Origin of the sequence: Saccharomonospora azurea NA-128, from assembly GCF_000231055.2 — a bacterium.
In the GTDB taxonomy this organism is placed as follows: Bacteria; Actinomycetota; Actinomycetes; order Mycobacteriales; family Pseudonocardiaceae; genus Saccharomonospora; species Saccharomonospora azurea.
Genome location: NZ_CM001466.1, coordinates 4,649,273 through 4,665,350, shown reverse-complemented (window position 1 = coordinate 4,665,350; position 16,078 = coordinate 4,649,273). Strand labels below are relative to the sequence as shown.

Here is a 16,078-nt window from a genome sequence, read left to right as displayed (position 1 = left end):
ACACGAACGATTCGGACACACACGCCATGCACGCTGAGCACCGTGAGCAATGGGGCTCCCGCGCCGGGTTTCTCATGGCCGCCATCGGCTCTGCCGTCGGCCTGGGCAACATCTGGCGCTTCCCGTACGTCGCCTACCAGAACGGGGGAGGCGCGTTCCTCATCCCGTATCTCGTCGCGCTGCTGACGGCGGGCATCCCGCTCCTGATCATGGAGTACACCCTCGGGCACAAGTACCGGGCCACACCGCCGACCGCGTTCCTGCGCCTGTCCCGACCCGCGCAGGCCATCGGCTGGTGGCAGGTCATGATCTGCTTCGTCATCGCCGCCTACTACGCGGTCATCATCGCGTGGTCGATCATGTACACGGGCTTCTCGTTCGACAAGGCCTGGGGCGACGACCCCGAGACGTTCCTCTTCTCGGACTTCCTGCAGGCCTCGGAGACGCCCACGGTGGACCTGTCCTTCGTGGGCAACATCCTGATCCCGCTCCTCGCGGTCTGGATCATCACGCTGGGCGTCCTGGCCATCGGGGTCCGCGGGGGCATCGAACGCGCGAACAAGATCTTCATCCCGTTGCTGGTCGTGTTGTTCGGCGTCCTCGTCATCCGGGCGATCACGCTTCCCGGTGCCACGGACGGCCTCAACGCGTTCTTCGAACCCGACTGGTCGGCCATCACCGACGGCAGCGTGTGGGTCGCGGCCTACGGGCAGATCTTCTTCTCGTTGTCGATCGGCTTCGGCATCATGATCACCTACTCGTCGTACCTGCGGCGGCGCTCCGACCTCAGCGGATCGGCCATGGTCGCGGGCTTCGCCAACAGCTCCTTCGAGCTGCTGGCCGGCATCGGGGTGTTCGCCACGATCGGCTTCATGGCGGCCCAAGCCGGTGTGCCGGTGAACGAGCTGGCGACCAGCGGCATCGGCCTCGCGTTCGTCGCTTTCCCGGAGATCATCTCCAACATGCCCGGCGGCGAGATCTTCGGCGTGCTGTTCTTCGCCTCGCTCACCATCGCCGGACTGACCTCGCTCATCAGCATCGTCCAGGTCCTGATCGGCTCGGTGGCCGACCGGACTGGCCTGCGGCGGGTGCCCGCCGTGCTCATCGTCGGCGGGCTGACCGCGCTCGTGTCGATTCTGCTGTTCCCCACCACGGGCGGGGTGCACCTGCTGGACGTGGTCGACCACTTCATCAACCAGTACGGCATCGTCGTCGCGGCGCTCGTCGCGGTGATCGTGGTGTCCTGGGTGTTGCGCCAGCTCAAGCCGCTGGAGCAGCACGCCAACGCCACGTCCGCGATCAAGCTGGGGCCGCTGTGGCGGATCACGCTCGGCGTGATCACCCCGATCATGCTCGGCTGGATGATGTGGGACAGCCTCCAGGCGGAGCTGGCCGAGAACTACGAGGGCTACTCCGACTCGTTCCTGCTCGGCGCGGGTTGGGGTGTGGCGTTGGGCGCGCTCGTGCTCGGCGTCCTGCTGTCGCTGGTGCCGTGGAAGCGCGGGCGGCAGGTCGGTGACGAGGCGGCAGAGGAGGTGCAGCGCTGATGTCGACGAGTGCCATCGTGATGCTCATCGTCTCCATCGGACTCGTGTGGGGTGGCCTCGTGCTGGCGATCCTGCGCCTGCGACGGCATCCGGACCGTCGCGACGACGACGCCTGACGGGAGCGGGCCCGGTCGTGGGGCCGGAGACGACGAGGGCGGGCACTTCCCACGCGGGAGTGCCCGCCCCGTTGTCTGTGCGGGCTGGCTAGCGGTTGATCGTCCAGGACGACCGTGGCACCGTGTCGGTCTCACCTCGGAGGTGCCGCGCGATGAACGGTTTCGACAGGCGCTCGTTCCTGGCCTGGTTGAGCAGTGGTGTCGTCGCGGCGGCCACCCTCGGCCGTGGCGGGTCCGTGGCGGTGGCCGCCACCGAGAACGCCGGACCCGACAACGCCGGGGCACTCCTGCTGCGCGACGCCACCGTGTTCGACGGCACCGGCGCACCGGCGAGACCAGGCACCAGCATCGTGATCAGCGGCGACCGCGTCGTGGCGATCGGACGGTGGAACCGTGGCGAGAGCCTGCCCGACATCCCGGGCCTGCGGGTCGTCGACTGTTCGGGCCGCTACGTGATTCCGGGCCTGTGGGACCTGCACACTCACTCCAGCGACGTCACCCCGACGGTGCCGGCGCTGCAGCTCGTGCACGGCGTCACGGGAGTCCGCGAGATGCGAGGTTCGGAGGCGACCCACGCCGTCCGTCGTCGCATCGAGCGCGGTGAGCTCGCCGGACCGCGCATGGTGGTGGCGAGCAACACGCTCGACGGTCCGGATTCCCCCGTCCCCGGCGCCACGCTCATCGACACCGACGACGACGCCCGGGACGCCGCGGATCGCGCCAGCGGCGAGGGAGCCGACCTGCTCAAGGTGTACTCGTTCCTGCACTCCGACGAGCACGCCGCCATCGCCACGCACGCCGCGCGCGTCGGGTTGCCCTTCGCGGGCCACAGTCCGTCCCTGCTGCCGGTGCAGGAGGTCGTGCGCCGGGGGCAGCGCTCCGTCGAGCACAACTACGGCATGCACCTGTCGACGTCGCGGCGGGCCGAGGAGCACTTCGAGCACCTCGCCGCACTCCCCGACGACCCCGCCGATCCACAGTGGTGGGGGCGGCGGGCCGCGTTGCTCGAACGCGAGGTGTTCCAGACCTACGACCGCGGCCGGGCCGCCGACCTCGCCGGGTTGTTCGTCGAGCACGGCGCCTGGCACGTCCCCACGTTCGCCGTCGAGTCCGCCTACGCACGCCATCCGAGCCGGTTCCTCGACGACGAGGAGACGCAGGAGTTGGCCGCGCGGTGGCTGCCCGCCACGATCCGGCAGGAGTGGGAGGCCATGGCCCGCGCGTGGCCGGAGTGGACACCGGAACGCGCGGAGCTCGAACTCGCCTATCTCGACGCCCGCCTGGAGCTCGTCGGCGACCTCGCGGCCGACGGTGCACCCCTCGGTACCGGCACCGACAGCGGGGCCGCGTACGTCTTCCCCGGTCTGGCCACGCACGACGAGCTGGAGCTGTTGGTGCGCGCGGGCCTGTCACCGGCTCGGGCGTTACTGGCCGCCACCCGCGACGCGGCACGCTGCGCGGGCCTGACCGACGCCGGCACGCTCACCGCCGGGGCGAAAGCCGATCTGCTGGTCCTCGACGCCGATCCGCTCGCCGACATCACGCACACGCGCAGGATTCACGCGGTGGTCGCTCGCGGCAGGCACCACGGGCCCGCCGAGCGGCAGCGGTTGTTCGACGACATCGAACGTGCCGCGCAGGAGGACGTTCCCCTCGGCTCGACTCGCTCGACGCTCCGTTGCTGCACCCCGATGACCGGGTGATCGACGTCGCTCAGCTGGCCCTGGCCGGGACCGGAGCGTTCGGCAGGTCCCCGCGCCGCCCCGCCGACGAACCGGCGAGGTCCGGCATCCGCGCCATCCACCGCAACCCGCGGCGCACTTCCGCGCCCGGGAACGCGGGCGGCTCCGACCGGCCCGGCGCCTCTCCCCGCAGCAGTGCCGCCGTGTAGGTCGCGACGACCTCCGGCTGGGGGAGCGGGTCGCCGCCGAGGTAGCTCACGACGATGAGGTCCTCGCCACAGCCGGTCTCCAGCGCGCCGGCCCAGCCTCGCTCCTCGTCCCACAGGAGTGCGACGTCGCGGTTCGGATAGCCGGGAAGGTGCCCGTCCACCGCCAGGTACAGGCTCAACGGCTCCGACTGCACAAAGGAGGAGTCACCGGTGAGCCCGAGGGTTTCCACGACATTGCGAACGTAGTTCCGCAGTCCCCGCACGACGGGATCCACGGATCCCAGTTCCCATTCCATGGACGCTCCGAGAAAGTCACACGTAGTACCGCCCGGCGGTTCACCGGGCCGCTCAGCAATTACCCGAGCGGGTGTTCACCCAAACGTGGCTATCGGGCGTTTCGGGCACTCCGGGTGCTGCCGCGCTGGTCACGTCCGCGGCCTTCGCGCGGCCTTCTCGGGACCTCCCGCCCTACCGTGAAGCACGGTTTCGGTGGGGTCGCGTGCAGTCCTCGGCAACCCCTGTGTCATCTTGTACGGACAAGCGATACGTACAAGTTCGGCGCCTTCGGTGCCGCACTGCCGACAAGGAGGCCGGCATGAGCAGTACGGAGACCTCCCGAGTCCCGCTGTTCGCCACGATGCAACGAATCCCGGGTGGGCTCATGCTCATCCCGCTGGTTCTGGGCACGCTCGTCGCGACGCTGGCGCCGGGAGCGCTGGAGATCGGTAGCTTCACCACGGGCCTGTTCAAGGACAGCGCCACCCCGCTCATCGCACTGCTGATCTTCGCGACCGGTATGCAGGTCTCGGCCCGGTCGAGCGGACCCGTCCTCGCACACGCGGGCACCGTGCTGGTCATGAAGAGCCTCATCCCGGCGGCTCTCGTGGTGCTGCTCGGCGTCTTCGTCGGGCTCGACGGCATCCTCGGCGTCTCACTGCTCGGCCTGCTCGCCTGCATCGACAACAGCAACGGCGGGCTGTGGCTCGCCTTCGCGGGACAGTACGGCGACGCGCGCGACCGCGGCGCCTACATGGCGAGCGCGGTGAACGACGGCCCGTTCCTGACCCTGCTCTTCCTCGGCGCGTCCGGCTTCGGCGACATCCCGGTGACGGACCTGATCGCGGCCATCGTCCCGTTCCTGCTGGGCGTGCTCATCGGCAACATCGACGCGGAATGGCGCCGGGTGATGGATCCCGTGCCCAACATCGTCATCCCGTTCTTCGCGTTCGCGCTGGGCACCGGCATCAACCTCGGTGACGTGGTCACGGGTGGCCTGACCGGCATCCTCGTGGGCCTCGTGGTGGCGCCGTTCACCGGCTTCCTCGTCTACCTGGGCTACCGGTTCATCCTGCGCCGCGGCAAGCAGTCCGGCCTCGGCTTCGCGGCGGGCACGACGGCGGGCAACGCCGTCGCCACCCCGGCCATCGTCGCCTCGGCCGACCCGAAGTTCGCCGAGTACGTGGGGACGGCGACCGCACAGGTGGCGTCGTCGGTGCTGGTGACGGCCATCCTCGCTCCCCTGATCGCTTCGTACGTCCTCAAACGCGCCGGGGCACTGAAGACGACCGCCACCCCGCAGGTGGAGCCGTCATGACACCGCAGGTGGCGGTGATCGCCGACGACCTCACGGGCGCGGGGGACACCGCGCTGCAGTTCACCGAGGCCGGCTGGACCTCCGAACTGCTGCTGCACACCGGGACGAGCACGGCGGAGGTCGTGGCGGTGACCACCGACTCCCGCGCCCTCGACCCCGCCGAGGCGGCGCAGCGCGTCCGCGACGCCACCGCCGAATTCCTCGGCGCCGGTGTCCCCCGGCTCTACAAGAAGATCGACTCGACGGTGCGCGGCCCGGTGCGCGCCGAGATCGACGCGGTGCTCGACGCCCTCGGGCCCGAAGTGATCGCCGTGGTGTGTCCCGCGTTCCCCGCCGTGGGCCGGACACTCGTGGACGGCACGCTGCTGGTCGACGGCACGCCCGTGGCGGACACCTCGGTGGGGCGTGACCCCGTGACACCCGTGACGTGCAGTCACGTACCGACGTTGCTCGACGCTCCCCTGCTCCGCCTCGCCCCGGAGCGCCACCCCGACGAGTGGGCGCGCGAGGCACGGGCCACGGGAAGCCGGGTCGTGGTCGTCGACGCCGCCGACGACCACGACCTCGACCGTGTCGCCGCCCTGACGGCGGCGCTCGGTGACCACGCCGTCGCCGTCGGCTCGGCAGGGCTGGCCGCCCCGCTGGCCCGGCACTGGAGAGAGCCGGCGGGAACCGCCTTGGTCGTCGTGACCACACTGCATTCGGCGACCGCCGAGCAGGCCGCCCGGCTGCGCGCCTCCGGTGTGCCGACGCTGGCGCCCACATCCCGGCAGGTGCTCGACGACGCCGCATGGGCCGAGTTCACCGGCACGGCGCTGGCCACCGCGGCGCAGCGCCCGGAGGTGTTGCTGCTCCAGGCGCCGGAGCGCGGGGACGGCAGCCTGCGGGCGGACGTCGTGTCGGCCCGGCTCGGCGCGCTCACGGCACAGCTCGTGCGGGAGGGGGAGATCGCAGGGCTGGTGGCCACCGGTGGCGACGGTGCCCGCGCCGTGCTCTCCGCACTCGGCGGCACCGGGATCCGGGTGACCGGGCACGTGGCCCCCGGGGTGCCCCTCGGCACCGTGGTGGGCGGTCCGAACGCGGGACTCCCCGTGGCCACGAAGGCAGGCGGCTTCGGCGGACCGGACGTGTTGACGGAGGCCGCGCACGCGGTCGGGACAACTCGGCAACGACCTCGAAACGACAAGGAGTAACGGTGAACGACCAGCAGCTGCCCACGCTCGCCCTCACCCTGGGCGACGTCGCCGGGATCGGACCGGAGATCACCGTCCGGACGCTGCTCGACCACCCCGACCTGCGCACGGTCTGCAAGCCCGTGGTGATCGGCGACGCCGCCGCGCTCCGCAAGGCGGCCGAGGTGCTCGGCAGGAGCCCCGACAGTGTGCGCGTCGTCGACTCGCCCGAGGCCGCCACCGGCGATCCGGCGCTCGTCGAGGTGATCCAGGACGGCCCCGACCTCGGCGACGTGCCCTACGGTGAGCTCGACCCGCGCGCGGGTGACGCCGCCGCCCGGTTCGTCATGACCGCCTGCGCCCTCGCCCGTGAAGGCCGGGTGGCCGGCATCGTCACGGCGCCGCTGAACAAGGCCGCGATGCACGCGGGCGGGCACAACTGGCCCGGCCACACCGAGCTTCTGGCCCACGAGTTCGGGGTGAAGAACTTCAGCCTGGTGCTCTCGGCCGGAGAGCTGTACTTCTTCCACCTCACCACGCACGTCTCGCTGCGCGACGCGATCGCGGGCGTGACCCCGGAACGCACCGACAGCGTGCTGCGCCTCGTCGGATCGTTCGCCCGGGCGCTCGGCCGCCCCGACGAAGCGATCGGCCTTGCGGGGCTGAACCCCCACGCCGGGGAGAACCGCCTGTTCGGCGACGAGGACGCCGACGTGCTCGCCCCCGCCGTGGAGCGGGCCCGGGCCGCGGGCATCAACGCCGTGGGCCCGCTGCCCGCCGACGCGTTGATCCCCGCCGCGGTCAAGGGCAAGTGGAAGTTCGTGGTCGTGTGCTACCACGACCAGGGCCACGCGCCGTTCAAGGCCGTCTACGGCGACGACGGCGTCAACATCACGGTCGGCCTGCCCGTCGTCCGCGTGTCGGTGGACCACGGCACCGCGTTCGACATCGCGGGCAAGGGCATCGCGCGGGAGGCCAGCCTGGTGCTCGCCACCCGCAGGGCCGCGGAACTGGCGCCCGCGTGGCACGAGGTGTGGGCGACCGCCCGCGCCGGCGAGGTCTCGTAGACTTCCCGCCATGCTCGACCGGACGGACGGCCGACCGCTGCACCAGCAGGTCGCGGAGTCGTTGCGCCAGGAGATCGTGGGGCACGACCTTCCGCCCGGATCGACCCTGCCCAGTGAAGCGGAGCTCTGCGCCCGTTTCGGTGTGGGTCGCAGTGTCGTTCGCCAGGCCGTCGCCGGGCTCGCCGCCGACGGCCTGGTGATCCGGCGGCAGGGCAGGCCGACGGTGGTGGCCGAGCCCACCGAGTACCGCAGGCTGGTGCAGCGGGCGACCGGTCTGTTCGACCAGTTCGCGCGGCGGGGTCACGACATCAGGACGACCGTCGTGGGGTTGGAGAAGGCGACGCCGCCCGCCCCCGCGCGGGCGTCGCTCGGCACCTCGGCGTGCCTGAAGCTCGAACGGATCCGGTTGGTCGACGACGAACCGCTGTCCTACGTGCGAACGTGGCTGCCCGCCGCGCGAGTGTCCGAACTGGACGCCGACGACCTCGTGGACGCCTCCCTGCACCGACTTCTCTCGCAGCGCTACGGGCTGCGCCCGGTGAGCGGGCAGCGTCAGGTGCGCGCCGTCGCGGCGGACGAGCGCCTCGCCGCGGCGTTGGACATCGGGGTCGGCACTCCGCTGCTGCTGCTCGAAGGAGAGACCGCCGACCAGCACGGACGTCCGCTGGAATGGTTCTCCGCCTGGCACCGGGCCGACCGCGTGGTGTTCGACATCGACGTCTCGGAGACCGCGGAGACGCTCACACTCGACGCCGCGTCGCCACGCGAGCCCGCCGGAGCGCCCACCGGCCGGTCACGCCCGACGTCCGAGGATCTGGCGCGGGCGCGGGAACTCGTCGAGGAACTGCGCACGCTGCTGGACTGACGCACGCCGTTCGACGCCGGTTCCCGATATCGAACACGTGAATAGCACCTTGATCGTCTTGTCGTTGATCCACTATCCCTGGTGACTGGCCTCACCGGGCTGCCGCGACACGCCGCGAGCAGCACCGATGCCGGACACGAAGGGACCTCCATGTCGAGAACTCGATCACGGATCGCGGCGGGTGTGCTTGTCGCATGCACCTCGCTGGCCCTGGTCAACCCGCTCTCCGCCCACGCCGATCCTCAGGCGAACCACGCCGACTGGGTCGGCACCTGGCACACCGCCGTGACCGGGCCGGCTGCGGAAGGCCCGTCCCTCGACGGGTTCACCGACACCACGCTGCGGCAGGTCGCGCACGTCTCGGTGGGCGGGGACTCCGTGCGACTGCGGTTCAGCAACGCCTACGGCGACGCCCCACTCACCCTCGGTTCGGTCACCGTGACCCCCAGGGGTGACGACGCCGCGGGCACCCCCGACGTCGAACCCGACGCCGTGCTGTGTGACGTTCAACGGCCGGACCTCGGTCACCATCCCGGCGGGCGCGGACTGGCTCTCCGATCCCGTCGACATCACCGTGCCGGACGACTCCGACCTCGTCGTCAGCACCTACCTACCCGGACCGACCGGGCCCACGACGTTCCACTCGCTGGGCTTCTCGACGTCGTTCGCGGCACAGGGCGACGCGACCACCGACCCGGGATCGGCGTTCGCGGAGCTCGACATCTCCTACTACTTCCTCGCGGGCATCGACGTCACCGCCGACACCGACGGAGCGGTCGTGTTCTTCGGTGACTCCATCACCGACGGCGTGTTCTCCACAGTGGACGGGAACATGCGCTATCCCGACCAGGTCGCCGACCGGTTGCTGGAGCGCACCGACGCCGCTCCGTGCGGGGTGTTGAACAGCGGCATCGGCGGCAACCGGCTGCTGGCCGACGATCTGGACTACGGCGACTCCGCGATGTCCCGCTTCGAGCGGGACGTGCTGAGCAGGCCCGGCGTGCGCTCGGTGGTGCTGTTGGAGGGCATCAACGACATCGGCGCCGCCCAGGGCGACCTGGAACCGGACGAGCTCATCGCGGTGTACCGGCAGTTCATCGCCCGCGCGCACGACGCGGGCATCGAGGTGGTCGGTGCGACCCTTCTGCCGTACGAGGGCGCGTTCTACTACAACGAGGCCGGTGAAGCCGACCGGCAGGCGATCAACGAGTGGATCCGCACCTCGGGCGAGTTCGACGCGGTCGTCGACTTCGACGCCGTCATGCAGGATCCCGAGCAGCCGACCCGCCTGCTGCCCGCCTACGACAGCGGGGACAACCTGCACCCGAACGACGCGGGCTTCGGCGCGATGGCCGACGCCGTGGACCTCGACACCATCTGCTGAATCCACTGTGCCACCGGCCGGGACCGCCTTGGCTGCGGTCCCGGCCCGGGGCCGGTCGAGGCAGCGTGCGGGCTCCCCGACCAGGGCGTCCGTTCATCGCGCCGACGCCACCGCTCGACCCGCTCACCGATCCGTTGATCGTGGATCACTTGTGACTGTGATCACCGTCCTGCTGGCATGACAGCCCCGGCATGTCAGTGCGAATCGGCGAAAGGATCTTTCATGAGGCCCATGCGATCACGGATCGCAGCTGGTGTGGCAAGCGCTGTCCTCTCCCTGACACTGATCGCCGCTCCCGCCGTCGCGGCGGAGCCCACCGCCCACCACGGCGGCGACTGGGTCGGCAGCTGGCACGCCGCGATGACGGAACCGGCCGCGAGCGGACCCTCGGCCGAGGGGTTCACCGACACCACGCTGCGGCAGGTGGCGCACGTGTCCGTGGGCGGTGACTCAGTGCGCGTGCGGTTCAGCAACGCCTACGGCGACGCCCCACTCACCCTCGGCTCCGTCACCGTGGCCCCCAGGGGTGACGACGCCGCCGGAACCCCCGACGTCGAACCCGGCGCGGTGACACCCGTGACCTTCAACGGCCGAACTTCGACCACCATCCCCGCGGGCGCGGACTGGCTCTCCGACCCCGTCGACATCACCGTGCCGGACGACTCCGACCTCGTCGTCAGCACCTACCTACCCGGACCGACCGGGCCGGCGACCTTCCACTCGCGCGCGTACGCGACGTCGTTCACGGCACAGGGCGACGCGACGAGCGACCCGGGCTCCGCGTTCACGACGCTCGACACCTCGCGCTACTTCCTCAGCGGCGTGGACGTCACGGCGCGCGCCCGGGGGGCCGTCGTGTTCTTCGGCGACTCCATTACCGACGGTGTCGTGTCCACCGTAGATGCGAATCTCCGCTACCCGGACCAGGTCGCCGACCGGCTGCTGTCCCGCCCGGGGCCGCGCCGGTGCGGGGTCCTCAACAGCGGCATCAGCGGCAACCGGCTCCTCACCGACGCCGGCGCGAACGGCGACTCGGCGCTGTCCCGGTTCGACCGCGACGTCCTCAGCAGGCCGGGCGTGCGCTCGGTCGTGTTACTCGAAGGCATCAACGACATCGGCAACAGCCGGGGCGAGGTCGAGCCGGAGCAGCTCATCGCCGTCTACCGCCAGTTCATCGACCGGGCGCACGACGCGGGCCTCGACGTGGTCGGCGCGACGCTGACGCCGTTCGAGGGCGCCGGCTACTACACCGAGGCGGGAGAGGCCGACCGCCAGGCCGTCAACGAGTGGATCCGCACCTCGGGCGAGTTCGACGCCGTCGTCGACTTCGACGCGGCCGTGCGCGATCCGCAGCACCCGACGCGATTCCTGCCCGCCTACGACGTCGGCGACCACCTGCATCCGAACGACGAGGGCTTCGCCGCGATGGCCGACGCCGTCGATCTGAAGACCCTCTGCTGAGATGCCAGGAGGGGCCGCTTTCAGGCCGGGGCGTCGATCATCCGGCGCGTGTGGGCGAAAGCGGTCCCTCCGGCACCCGGATTCTGGTGAACTGGATCACCATGAACAGCTTCGCAGGCCACGAGGGTGGTGTCCACGCCGTGGCGATCTCCGGAGACCGCGTGCTCACCGGCGGCGAGGACCGGCTGGTCCGGCAATGGGATCTGCACACCGGTGCGCTGCGACGCGAGTTCACCGGTCACGCGAAACCCGTGCGGGCACTCGCCGTGCACGGCGACACGATGGTCACCTGCGACGAGGGTGGCCACGTCACCACCTGGTCGCTGCGTTCCGGCGAACCGGTCCGGCAGAGTCGGACGGACTCCCGCTGGGCCCTCACCGCCACCGCCGTCGCGGCGGGGTCCGGCCGGGCGGCCGTGGTCGCGGGTCTCGCCAACGGCGACGTCGTGCTCCACGAGGTGGACAGCAACTCGACCCGGCGGCTGCTGGCGACCGCGGCGTGGGTGCGCGCGGTCGCGGTCACCCCCGACTGCACCCGAGCCGCGGCGGTCGTGGAGAACGCGGGCGTCCACGTGATCGACCTCGCGTCCGGCCGCACTCGGCGCCTGGGTGACGCCACCGTCACCGCCGTCGCGCTGCGCGGCGGTGCCGTGCTGACCGGCGCGGCGGACGGCAGTGTGGTCCTCGGCAACGCCGACATCGGAACCGACCTCGCCCGCTTCTCCGGTCCGACGTTCCCGGTCTCCACCGTGGAGTTCGCCGGCGACACGCACGTGGTCGCGGCCGCCGACGACGGCACGATCCACGTCTGGGACCGCACCCGGCCGGACGACCCGCTCGTGCTGCACGGGCACCTCAGCCACGTGCTCGGTATCGCCGCCGCACCGGACGCCGAGCGCGTCGTCAGCATCGGCGACGACCGGACCATCCGGGTCTGGGACCACCTCGTGGGCCTGCAGGTGGCCGGCACCGGATTCGACGAGTCGGCGGTGGAACCGTCGCGCACGGCGACCCCCACGAGCGACCAGGCGAGCGAGCACGACCTCCTCGGCTTCCACCAGGACGTCCGCACACTCGCCGCGGTGATCGCCGACCGCGCCACCGAACCGCCGCTGTGTGTGGCGCTGTTGGGACCGTGGGGGTCGGGCAAGTCCAGTTTCCTGCGGCAACTCCACGAGCGGGTCGAGCGGATGGCCGACCTCTCCCGCAACAATCCGGGTCGCAGCACCTTCGCCGCCACCGTCCGGCAGGTGCGGTTCAACGCCTGGCACTACCACGACGACGAGCTGTGGGTCGGGTTGGTGGAGCAGCTCTTCGCCGATCTCGCCGACGACGTCGACGACGTCGAGCGAACCCGTGAGGAGCTGCGCGTCCGCCTGCGCGGTCTGGAAAGTGTGCGCGACCACGTCGACCGCTCGCGGGTGACCCGCACGCTCCGGCTGCTGACGTCCGGGACCGATCCGGCGACCGCGTCGCGACGCCGACGGGCCGCGGTGGTCTCCGCAGTGGTGGGGCTGCTCGGTGTCGCGGCCGCGCTGTTGGGCTGGCTCCACTACGAGAACGAGTTGATCACCACCGCGGGCGCGGTCCTCGCGTTCGTCACCGGCCTGGTCTCCGTGGCGAGCACGCTCGAATCGGTCCGCAGCGCCCTGGCTCCGCTGGGGTCGAGCGTCCGTGACACCGTCACCGCCAGGCGGGCAGAGCTCGACGACGAGATCCGGGACGTGCGGGAGCGGTTGCACCAACTCGACGCCGCCCATCGGCTGGAGCGACTCGTCGAGGAGGTGCGCCACGGCCGCTACGAGCGCTATCGGGGGCTGCTCGGACGGGTGCACGACGACCTGCGGGCGTTGGATCGCGACATGCAGGAGGCCCGGCGCGAGTGGGTGCACTCCGGAGCTCACGGGGCACCTCCGCTGGAACGCATCGTGCTCTACATCGACGATCTGGATCGGTGCGAGCCGAAGAAGGTCGTGGACGTCCTCGCCGCCGTGCACCTCCTGCTGGCGCTTCCGCTCTTCGTCGTCGTGGTTGCGGTGGACCCGCGGTGGCTGCACAAGTGCCTGCAGGAGGCCGAGCTGTCGCCCGAGTACCTCGACAAGGTTTTCCAGATCGTCTTCACACTGCGCCCCATGGGGTCGCGCACCACGACGTTGGTCGATGCGCTCCTGCCGCCCGGTCTCGCCGAGGAGGAGGCGCCACACCCCGCGCCGACACCGGACACCGACGTCACTCCCACGACCGACGGAGAGCACCGACCGTCGATTCCCGCCCCGACGCCGTCCCGGGACCGCGTGGAAGTGCGCGAACTGCGCACCCGGCAACTACGGCTGCGGGACACCGAGCGCGAGTACATCCATCGAATCGCTCCCCGCCTTCCCACGCCCCGCGCGGTGAAGAAACTGGTGAATCTCTACCGCCTGGTGAGGGTCGGAATTCACGACGACGAATTCGAGTCGTTCCCGTATCGTGTCGTGCTCGACCTGCTGGGCCTGCTGGTTTCCGACCCCACCGCCGCTCGCGAAACGTTCGTTTCGATTTTGACGAGCGACGACCCCGGAGGCGCCGTTCCACTTGAATTGCGCGGGAAGATGGTCAATGATCTTCAGACATATCAAACGTGGATCGGCACAATTGCGCGTTTCGGTTTCGACACGCACGATCTCGTGACGGCGTGAGCGCCGCGCCGATCGCGAACCTGGGGGGAGGGCGCTGTGACGACCGCACGCACGATACCGCTGCTGGTCGGCTGCCTGGTAGGCATCATCGGGGTCCTCGGCTCGATGCTGGCGCTCTACAAGTCGGTGGACCGGGAGAACTGCGTCACCCTCCACGTCAACGTCTCCACGGAGAAGGCAGACCTCGTCACGGCGCACGCCACGGAGTTCACGGACACCGAGCCCGTGGTGAACTTCCGATGCGGCAAGGTGGAAGTCCAGCCACTGAACTCGGGCGAGGCCGCCGACCTGTTCATGAAGAGCGGCTGGACGAAGGCCAAGGCGACCCACCCCGACGTGTGGATGCCGAGCACCTCGATGTGGGCGGTCCGCGTCGAACACAGAATCGACAGGAACCTGTTCGAGGGCGAGGACACCTCGATCGCCGAGAGTCCTCTGGTCATCGCAGTGCCCGAGGCGCAGGCGAAGGTCCTCCAGCAACGCTACAACGACCTCGGCTGGAAGGACCTCCGCGATCTCGCGAACGCGGACAAGGCGGCCCTTCCGGCGGCGTTGGACAACTTCGGCATGGGCAAGGACAAGCCCACGCTGTCCTCCTCGGGACTCGCGGCGACGATCGCAGCGCACCACGCCGCCGCGAAGACCCCTGACGAACTCACCCTCGAGGACGTCGAGAAGGATGACGTGTTCTCGTTCGTCGAGGACCTGGAGTCGCTGGTGGATCTCTACGCCGAGGACTCCGTGGTCTTCCTCGAGAATCTCTACGAGGGTGACCAGGAGAACAAGTCGCCCTACATCGAAGCCATGGTCATGCAAGAGCAATTGGCCTACCAGTACAACAAGGGCGCCCTCCGCGAGGGACCAGGCAACGGACGGGAGCCGAACAACCCACTCGTGGCCATCCATCCCTCCGACAGCACCGTCGTGCTCGACCACCCCTTCCTCATCGTCGAGGGCTTGGGCGACGACAAGCGGGAGCTCGCCGAGGAGTTCCGCACGTTCCTGCTCGAAGACGATCAGCAGAGACGGTTCCAAGAGGCAGGTTTCCGCAACAGCGACGGCGATGCCACCCCAGACCTGGCCGACACCGTCAAGAGTCCGAAGCAACTCGATGTCACCTCCCTCAAGCGCCCGACGGGAGACGTCATCGAGAAGGTGCTCGAAAACTGGAAAAAGGTCCGCGTCGACGTCCAGGTGCTGTTGTTGATCGACATCTCGGACTCGATGGCCCGTCCGGTCGGCAGCCCATCGTCGAAGCTGAACCGAGTCAAATCAGCGGTGGAGGACGTGCTGACAAGACTCGACGACGACGTCAAGGTCGGCCTCTGGACGCTGGACGCGGACCTGGACAACCCCCACCGGATTCGCGAGTTCCCGTCGATGGCCGGTCAAGCACGCGACGATCTGATCGAGTCAGTGACCTCGCTGAACGATCACACGACCATCAAGGCCACACCGCTTTACAGTGGCACTCTCGCGGCCTACGACACCCTGCGAGGGAAAACGGCGAAGAACGTAGCCAGGTCCATCGTGCTGCTGACCGACGGCCAAAGCGACGGAGAGGTCCCGGGCGCCAAGAAGGACTTCTTCGACTCGATCGCCGCGGACAAGACCGGGTCGGTCCGAATCTTCACCATCGCCTATGGAGACGACGCCGACGAGGCCGCCCTCGAAGACATCGCGACGAAGACGAAGGGAGTCGCATACAGAGCCGGGAAGGACAACGACGACATCGAACAGGTGCTCCCCAGTGTCTTCAAGCATTTCTGATCGCGCCGCGATCGCGCTCTCGCTCACCTTCGGACTCGTGGGCGGCGGCATCATCGGGTCCAACCGAGGCTGGGTGTTGGGCCTGATCACCGGGGTGCTGATCGCCGGGGCAGTCCATGTGTCCATCGCGTTGACGTCCGCGCTGCTCGCGCGAACCGCCACCGAGCGCCCAGCACCGGTCACTCGCCGTAGGATGTCCGTCGCGCAGGCCGAGGAGTTCACCGCCCGGTGCCGCCAGGCGCTCGTCGACCTCCCGGTGCACGACCCCGGGGTGCGCGCGACGGCCTCCGTCCTGCGTGAGCTCGTCGACAACGCGTCGGGCACCGTCCACGAGCACCAGGTGACCGAGTTGATCCTCGACGACCTCCGCTCCGCCACCAACCAGCTGGAGCGGCTCGATCCCGAATCATCGGCGGCGGACCTCGAACGGCGACTCCGGTACATCAAGCAGAGCCTGCAGGAGACCATCGGCGTCGCGCAGAAGCTCCTCGACCACAGCCGCTCCGGTGGTTGACGCCGCCGAACACGGACGC

At 69.9% G+C, this 16,078-nt stretch carries 12 protein-coding genes and 1 pseudogene; 12 read left to right on the top strand and 1 reads right to left on the bottom strand.

What is annotated here, in order from left to right; genetic code table 11:
* Positions 1-26 precede the first annotated feature (26 nt).
* From SACAZDRAFT_RS21465 to SACAZDRAFT_RS21460, 3 genes are all read left to right on the top strand, one after another.
* On the top strand, positions 27-1,547 hold the full coding sequence (locus tag SACAZDRAFT_RS21465) for a sodium-dependent transporter (protein WP_005445184.1): 1,521 nt from the start codon (positions 27-29) through the stop codon (positions 1,545-1,547).
* Positions 1,547-1,663: a methionine/alanine import family NSS transporter small subunit gene (locus tag SACAZDRAFT_RS22710; protein ID WP_005445183.1), complete on the top strand. Its 117-nt coding sequence runs from the start codon at positions 1,547-1,549 to the stop codon at positions 1,661-1,663. Before SACAZDRAFT_RS21465 ends, SACAZDRAFT_RS22710 begins: the two co-directional genes overlap by 1 nt.
* 152 nt (positions 1,664-1,815) lie before the next feature.
* Positions 1,816-3,366 carry an amidohydrolase family protein gene (locus SACAZDRAFT_RS21460; protein ID WP_005445180.1) on the top strand — a complete coding sequence of 517 codons (1,551 nt, stop codon included), beginning with the start codon at positions 1,816-1,818 and terminating at the stop codon, positions 3,364-3,366.
* A 10-nt stretch (positions 3,367-3,376) separates the two neighbouring features.
* On the opposite strand, the gene SACAZDRAFT_RS21455 is transcribed toward SACAZDRAFT_RS21460, so the two are convergent.
* On the bottom strand, positions 3,377-3,850 hold the full coding sequence (locus SACAZDRAFT_RS21455; RefSeq protein WP_005445179.1) for a DUF6292 family protein: 474 nt from the start codon (positions 3,848-3,850) through the stop codon (positions 3,377-3,379).
* Positions 3,851-4,149: 299 nt separating this feature from the next.
* Here SACAZDRAFT_RS21455 and SACAZDRAFT_RS21450 point away from each other — a divergent pair, with 299 nt between their 5' ends.
* The 9 genes and pseudogenes from SACAZDRAFT_RS21450 to SACAZDRAFT_RS21410 all read left to right on the top strand — a co-directional run bounded on the left by SACAZDRAFT_RS21450 (position 4,150) and on the right by SACAZDRAFT_RS21410 (position 16,059).
* Positions 4,150-5,148, top strand: coding sequence for a 2-keto-3-deoxygluconate permease (locus SACAZDRAFT_RS21450; RefSeq protein ID WP_005445178.1), 999 nt, complete (start codon positions 4,150-4,152; stop codon positions 5,146-5,148).
* Complete coding sequence (locus SACAZDRAFT_RS21445) at positions 5,145-6,341, top strand: four-carbon acid sugar kinase family protein (RefSeq protein ID WP_005445177.1); 1,197 nt, start codon at positions 5,145-5,147, stop codon at positions 6,339-6,341. Before SACAZDRAFT_RS21450 ends, SACAZDRAFT_RS21445 begins: the two co-directional genes overlap by 4 nt.
* Positions 6,342-6,343: 2 nt before the next feature.
* Positions 6,344-7,387 (top strand): 4-hydroxythreonine-4-phosphate dehydrogenase PdxA, encoded by a 1,044-nt coding sequence (gene pdxA, locus SACAZDRAFT_RS21440; RefSeq protein WP_005445176.1) that lies wholly within the window; start codon positions 6,344-6,346, stop codon positions 7,385-7,387.
* Between the two features lie 10 nt (positions 7,388-7,397).
* Positions 7,398-8,252: a GntR family transcriptional regulator gene (locus SACAZDRAFT_RS21435; protein WP_005445175.1), complete on the top strand. Its 855-nt coding sequence runs from the start codon at positions 7,398-7,400 to the stop codon at positions 8,250-8,252.
* 150 nt (positions 8,253-8,402) lie between these two features.
* Positions 8,403-9,636, top strand: a pseudogene (locus SACAZDRAFT_RS21430) (SGNH/GDSL hydrolase family protein).
* Between the two features lie 222 nt (positions 9,637-9,858).
* Positions 9,859-11,097 carry an SGNH/GDSL hydrolase family protein gene (locus SACAZDRAFT_RS21425; RefSeq protein ID WP_005445173.1) on the top strand — a complete coding sequence of 413 codons (1,239 nt, stop codon included), beginning with the start codon at positions 9,859-9,861 and terminating at the stop codon, positions 11,095-11,097.
* Positions 11,098-11,198: 101 nt separating this feature from the next.
* Positions 11,199-13,775: a P-loop NTPase fold protein gene (locus SACAZDRAFT_RS21420; protein ID WP_005445172.1), complete on the top strand. Its 2,577-nt coding sequence runs from the start codon at positions 11,199-11,201 to the stop codon at positions 13,773-13,775.
* Between the two features lie 36 nt (positions 13,776-13,811).
* Entirely contained in the window at positions 13,812-15,545 is a 1,734-nt protein-coding gene (locus SACAZDRAFT_RS21415; protein WP_005445170.1) for a VWA domain-containing protein, read from the top strand.
* Complete coding sequence (locus tag SACAZDRAFT_RS21410; RefSeq protein ID WP_005445168.1) at positions 15,526-16,059, top strand: hypothetical protein; 534 nt, start codon at positions 15,526-15,528, stop codon at positions 16,057-16,059. Before SACAZDRAFT_RS21415 ends, SACAZDRAFT_RS21410 begins: the two co-directional genes overlap by 20 nt.
* Positions 16,060-16,078: the final 19 nt, after the last annotated feature.

Bases quoted from the DNA above. Each gene is read 5' to 3' on its own strand.
- SACAZDRAFT_RS21465 (WP_005445184.1), top strand. From the start codon at position 27: ATGCACGCTGAGCACCGTGAGCAATGGGGCTCCCGCGCCGGGTTTCTC.
- SACAZDRAFT_RS22710 (WP_005445183.1), top strand. From the start codon at position 1,547: ATGTCGACGAGTGCCATCGTGATGCTCATCGTCTCCATCGGACTCGTG.
- SACAZDRAFT_RS21460 (WP_005445180.1), top strand. From the start codon at position 1,816: ATGAACGGTTTCGACAGGCGCTCGTTCCTGGCCTGGTTGAGCAGTGGT.
- SACAZDRAFT_RS21455 (WP_005445179.1), bottom strand. From the start codon at position 3,850: ATGGAATGGGAACTGGGATCCGTGGATCCCGTCGTGCGGGGACTGCGG.
- SACAZDRAFT_RS21450 (WP_005445178.1), top strand. From the start codon at position 4,150: ATGAGCAGTACGGAGACCTCCCGAGTCCCGCTGTTCGCCACGATGCAA.
- SACAZDRAFT_RS21445 (WP_005445177.1), top strand. From the start codon at position 5,145: ATGACACCGCAGGTGGCGGTGATCGCCGACGACCTCACGGGCGCGGGG.
- SACAZDRAFT_RS21435 (WP_005445175.1), top strand. From the start codon at position 7,398: ATGCTCGACCGGACGGACGGCCGACCGCTGCACCAGCAGGTCGCGGAG.
- SACAZDRAFT_RS21425 (WP_005445173.1), top strand. From the start codon at position 9,859: ATGAGGCCCATGCGATCACGGATCGCAGCTGGTGTGGCAAGCGCTGTC.
- SACAZDRAFT_RS21420 (WP_005445172.1), top strand. From the start codon at position 11,199: ATGAACAGCTTCGCAGGCCACGAGGGTGGTGTCCACGCCGTGGCGATC.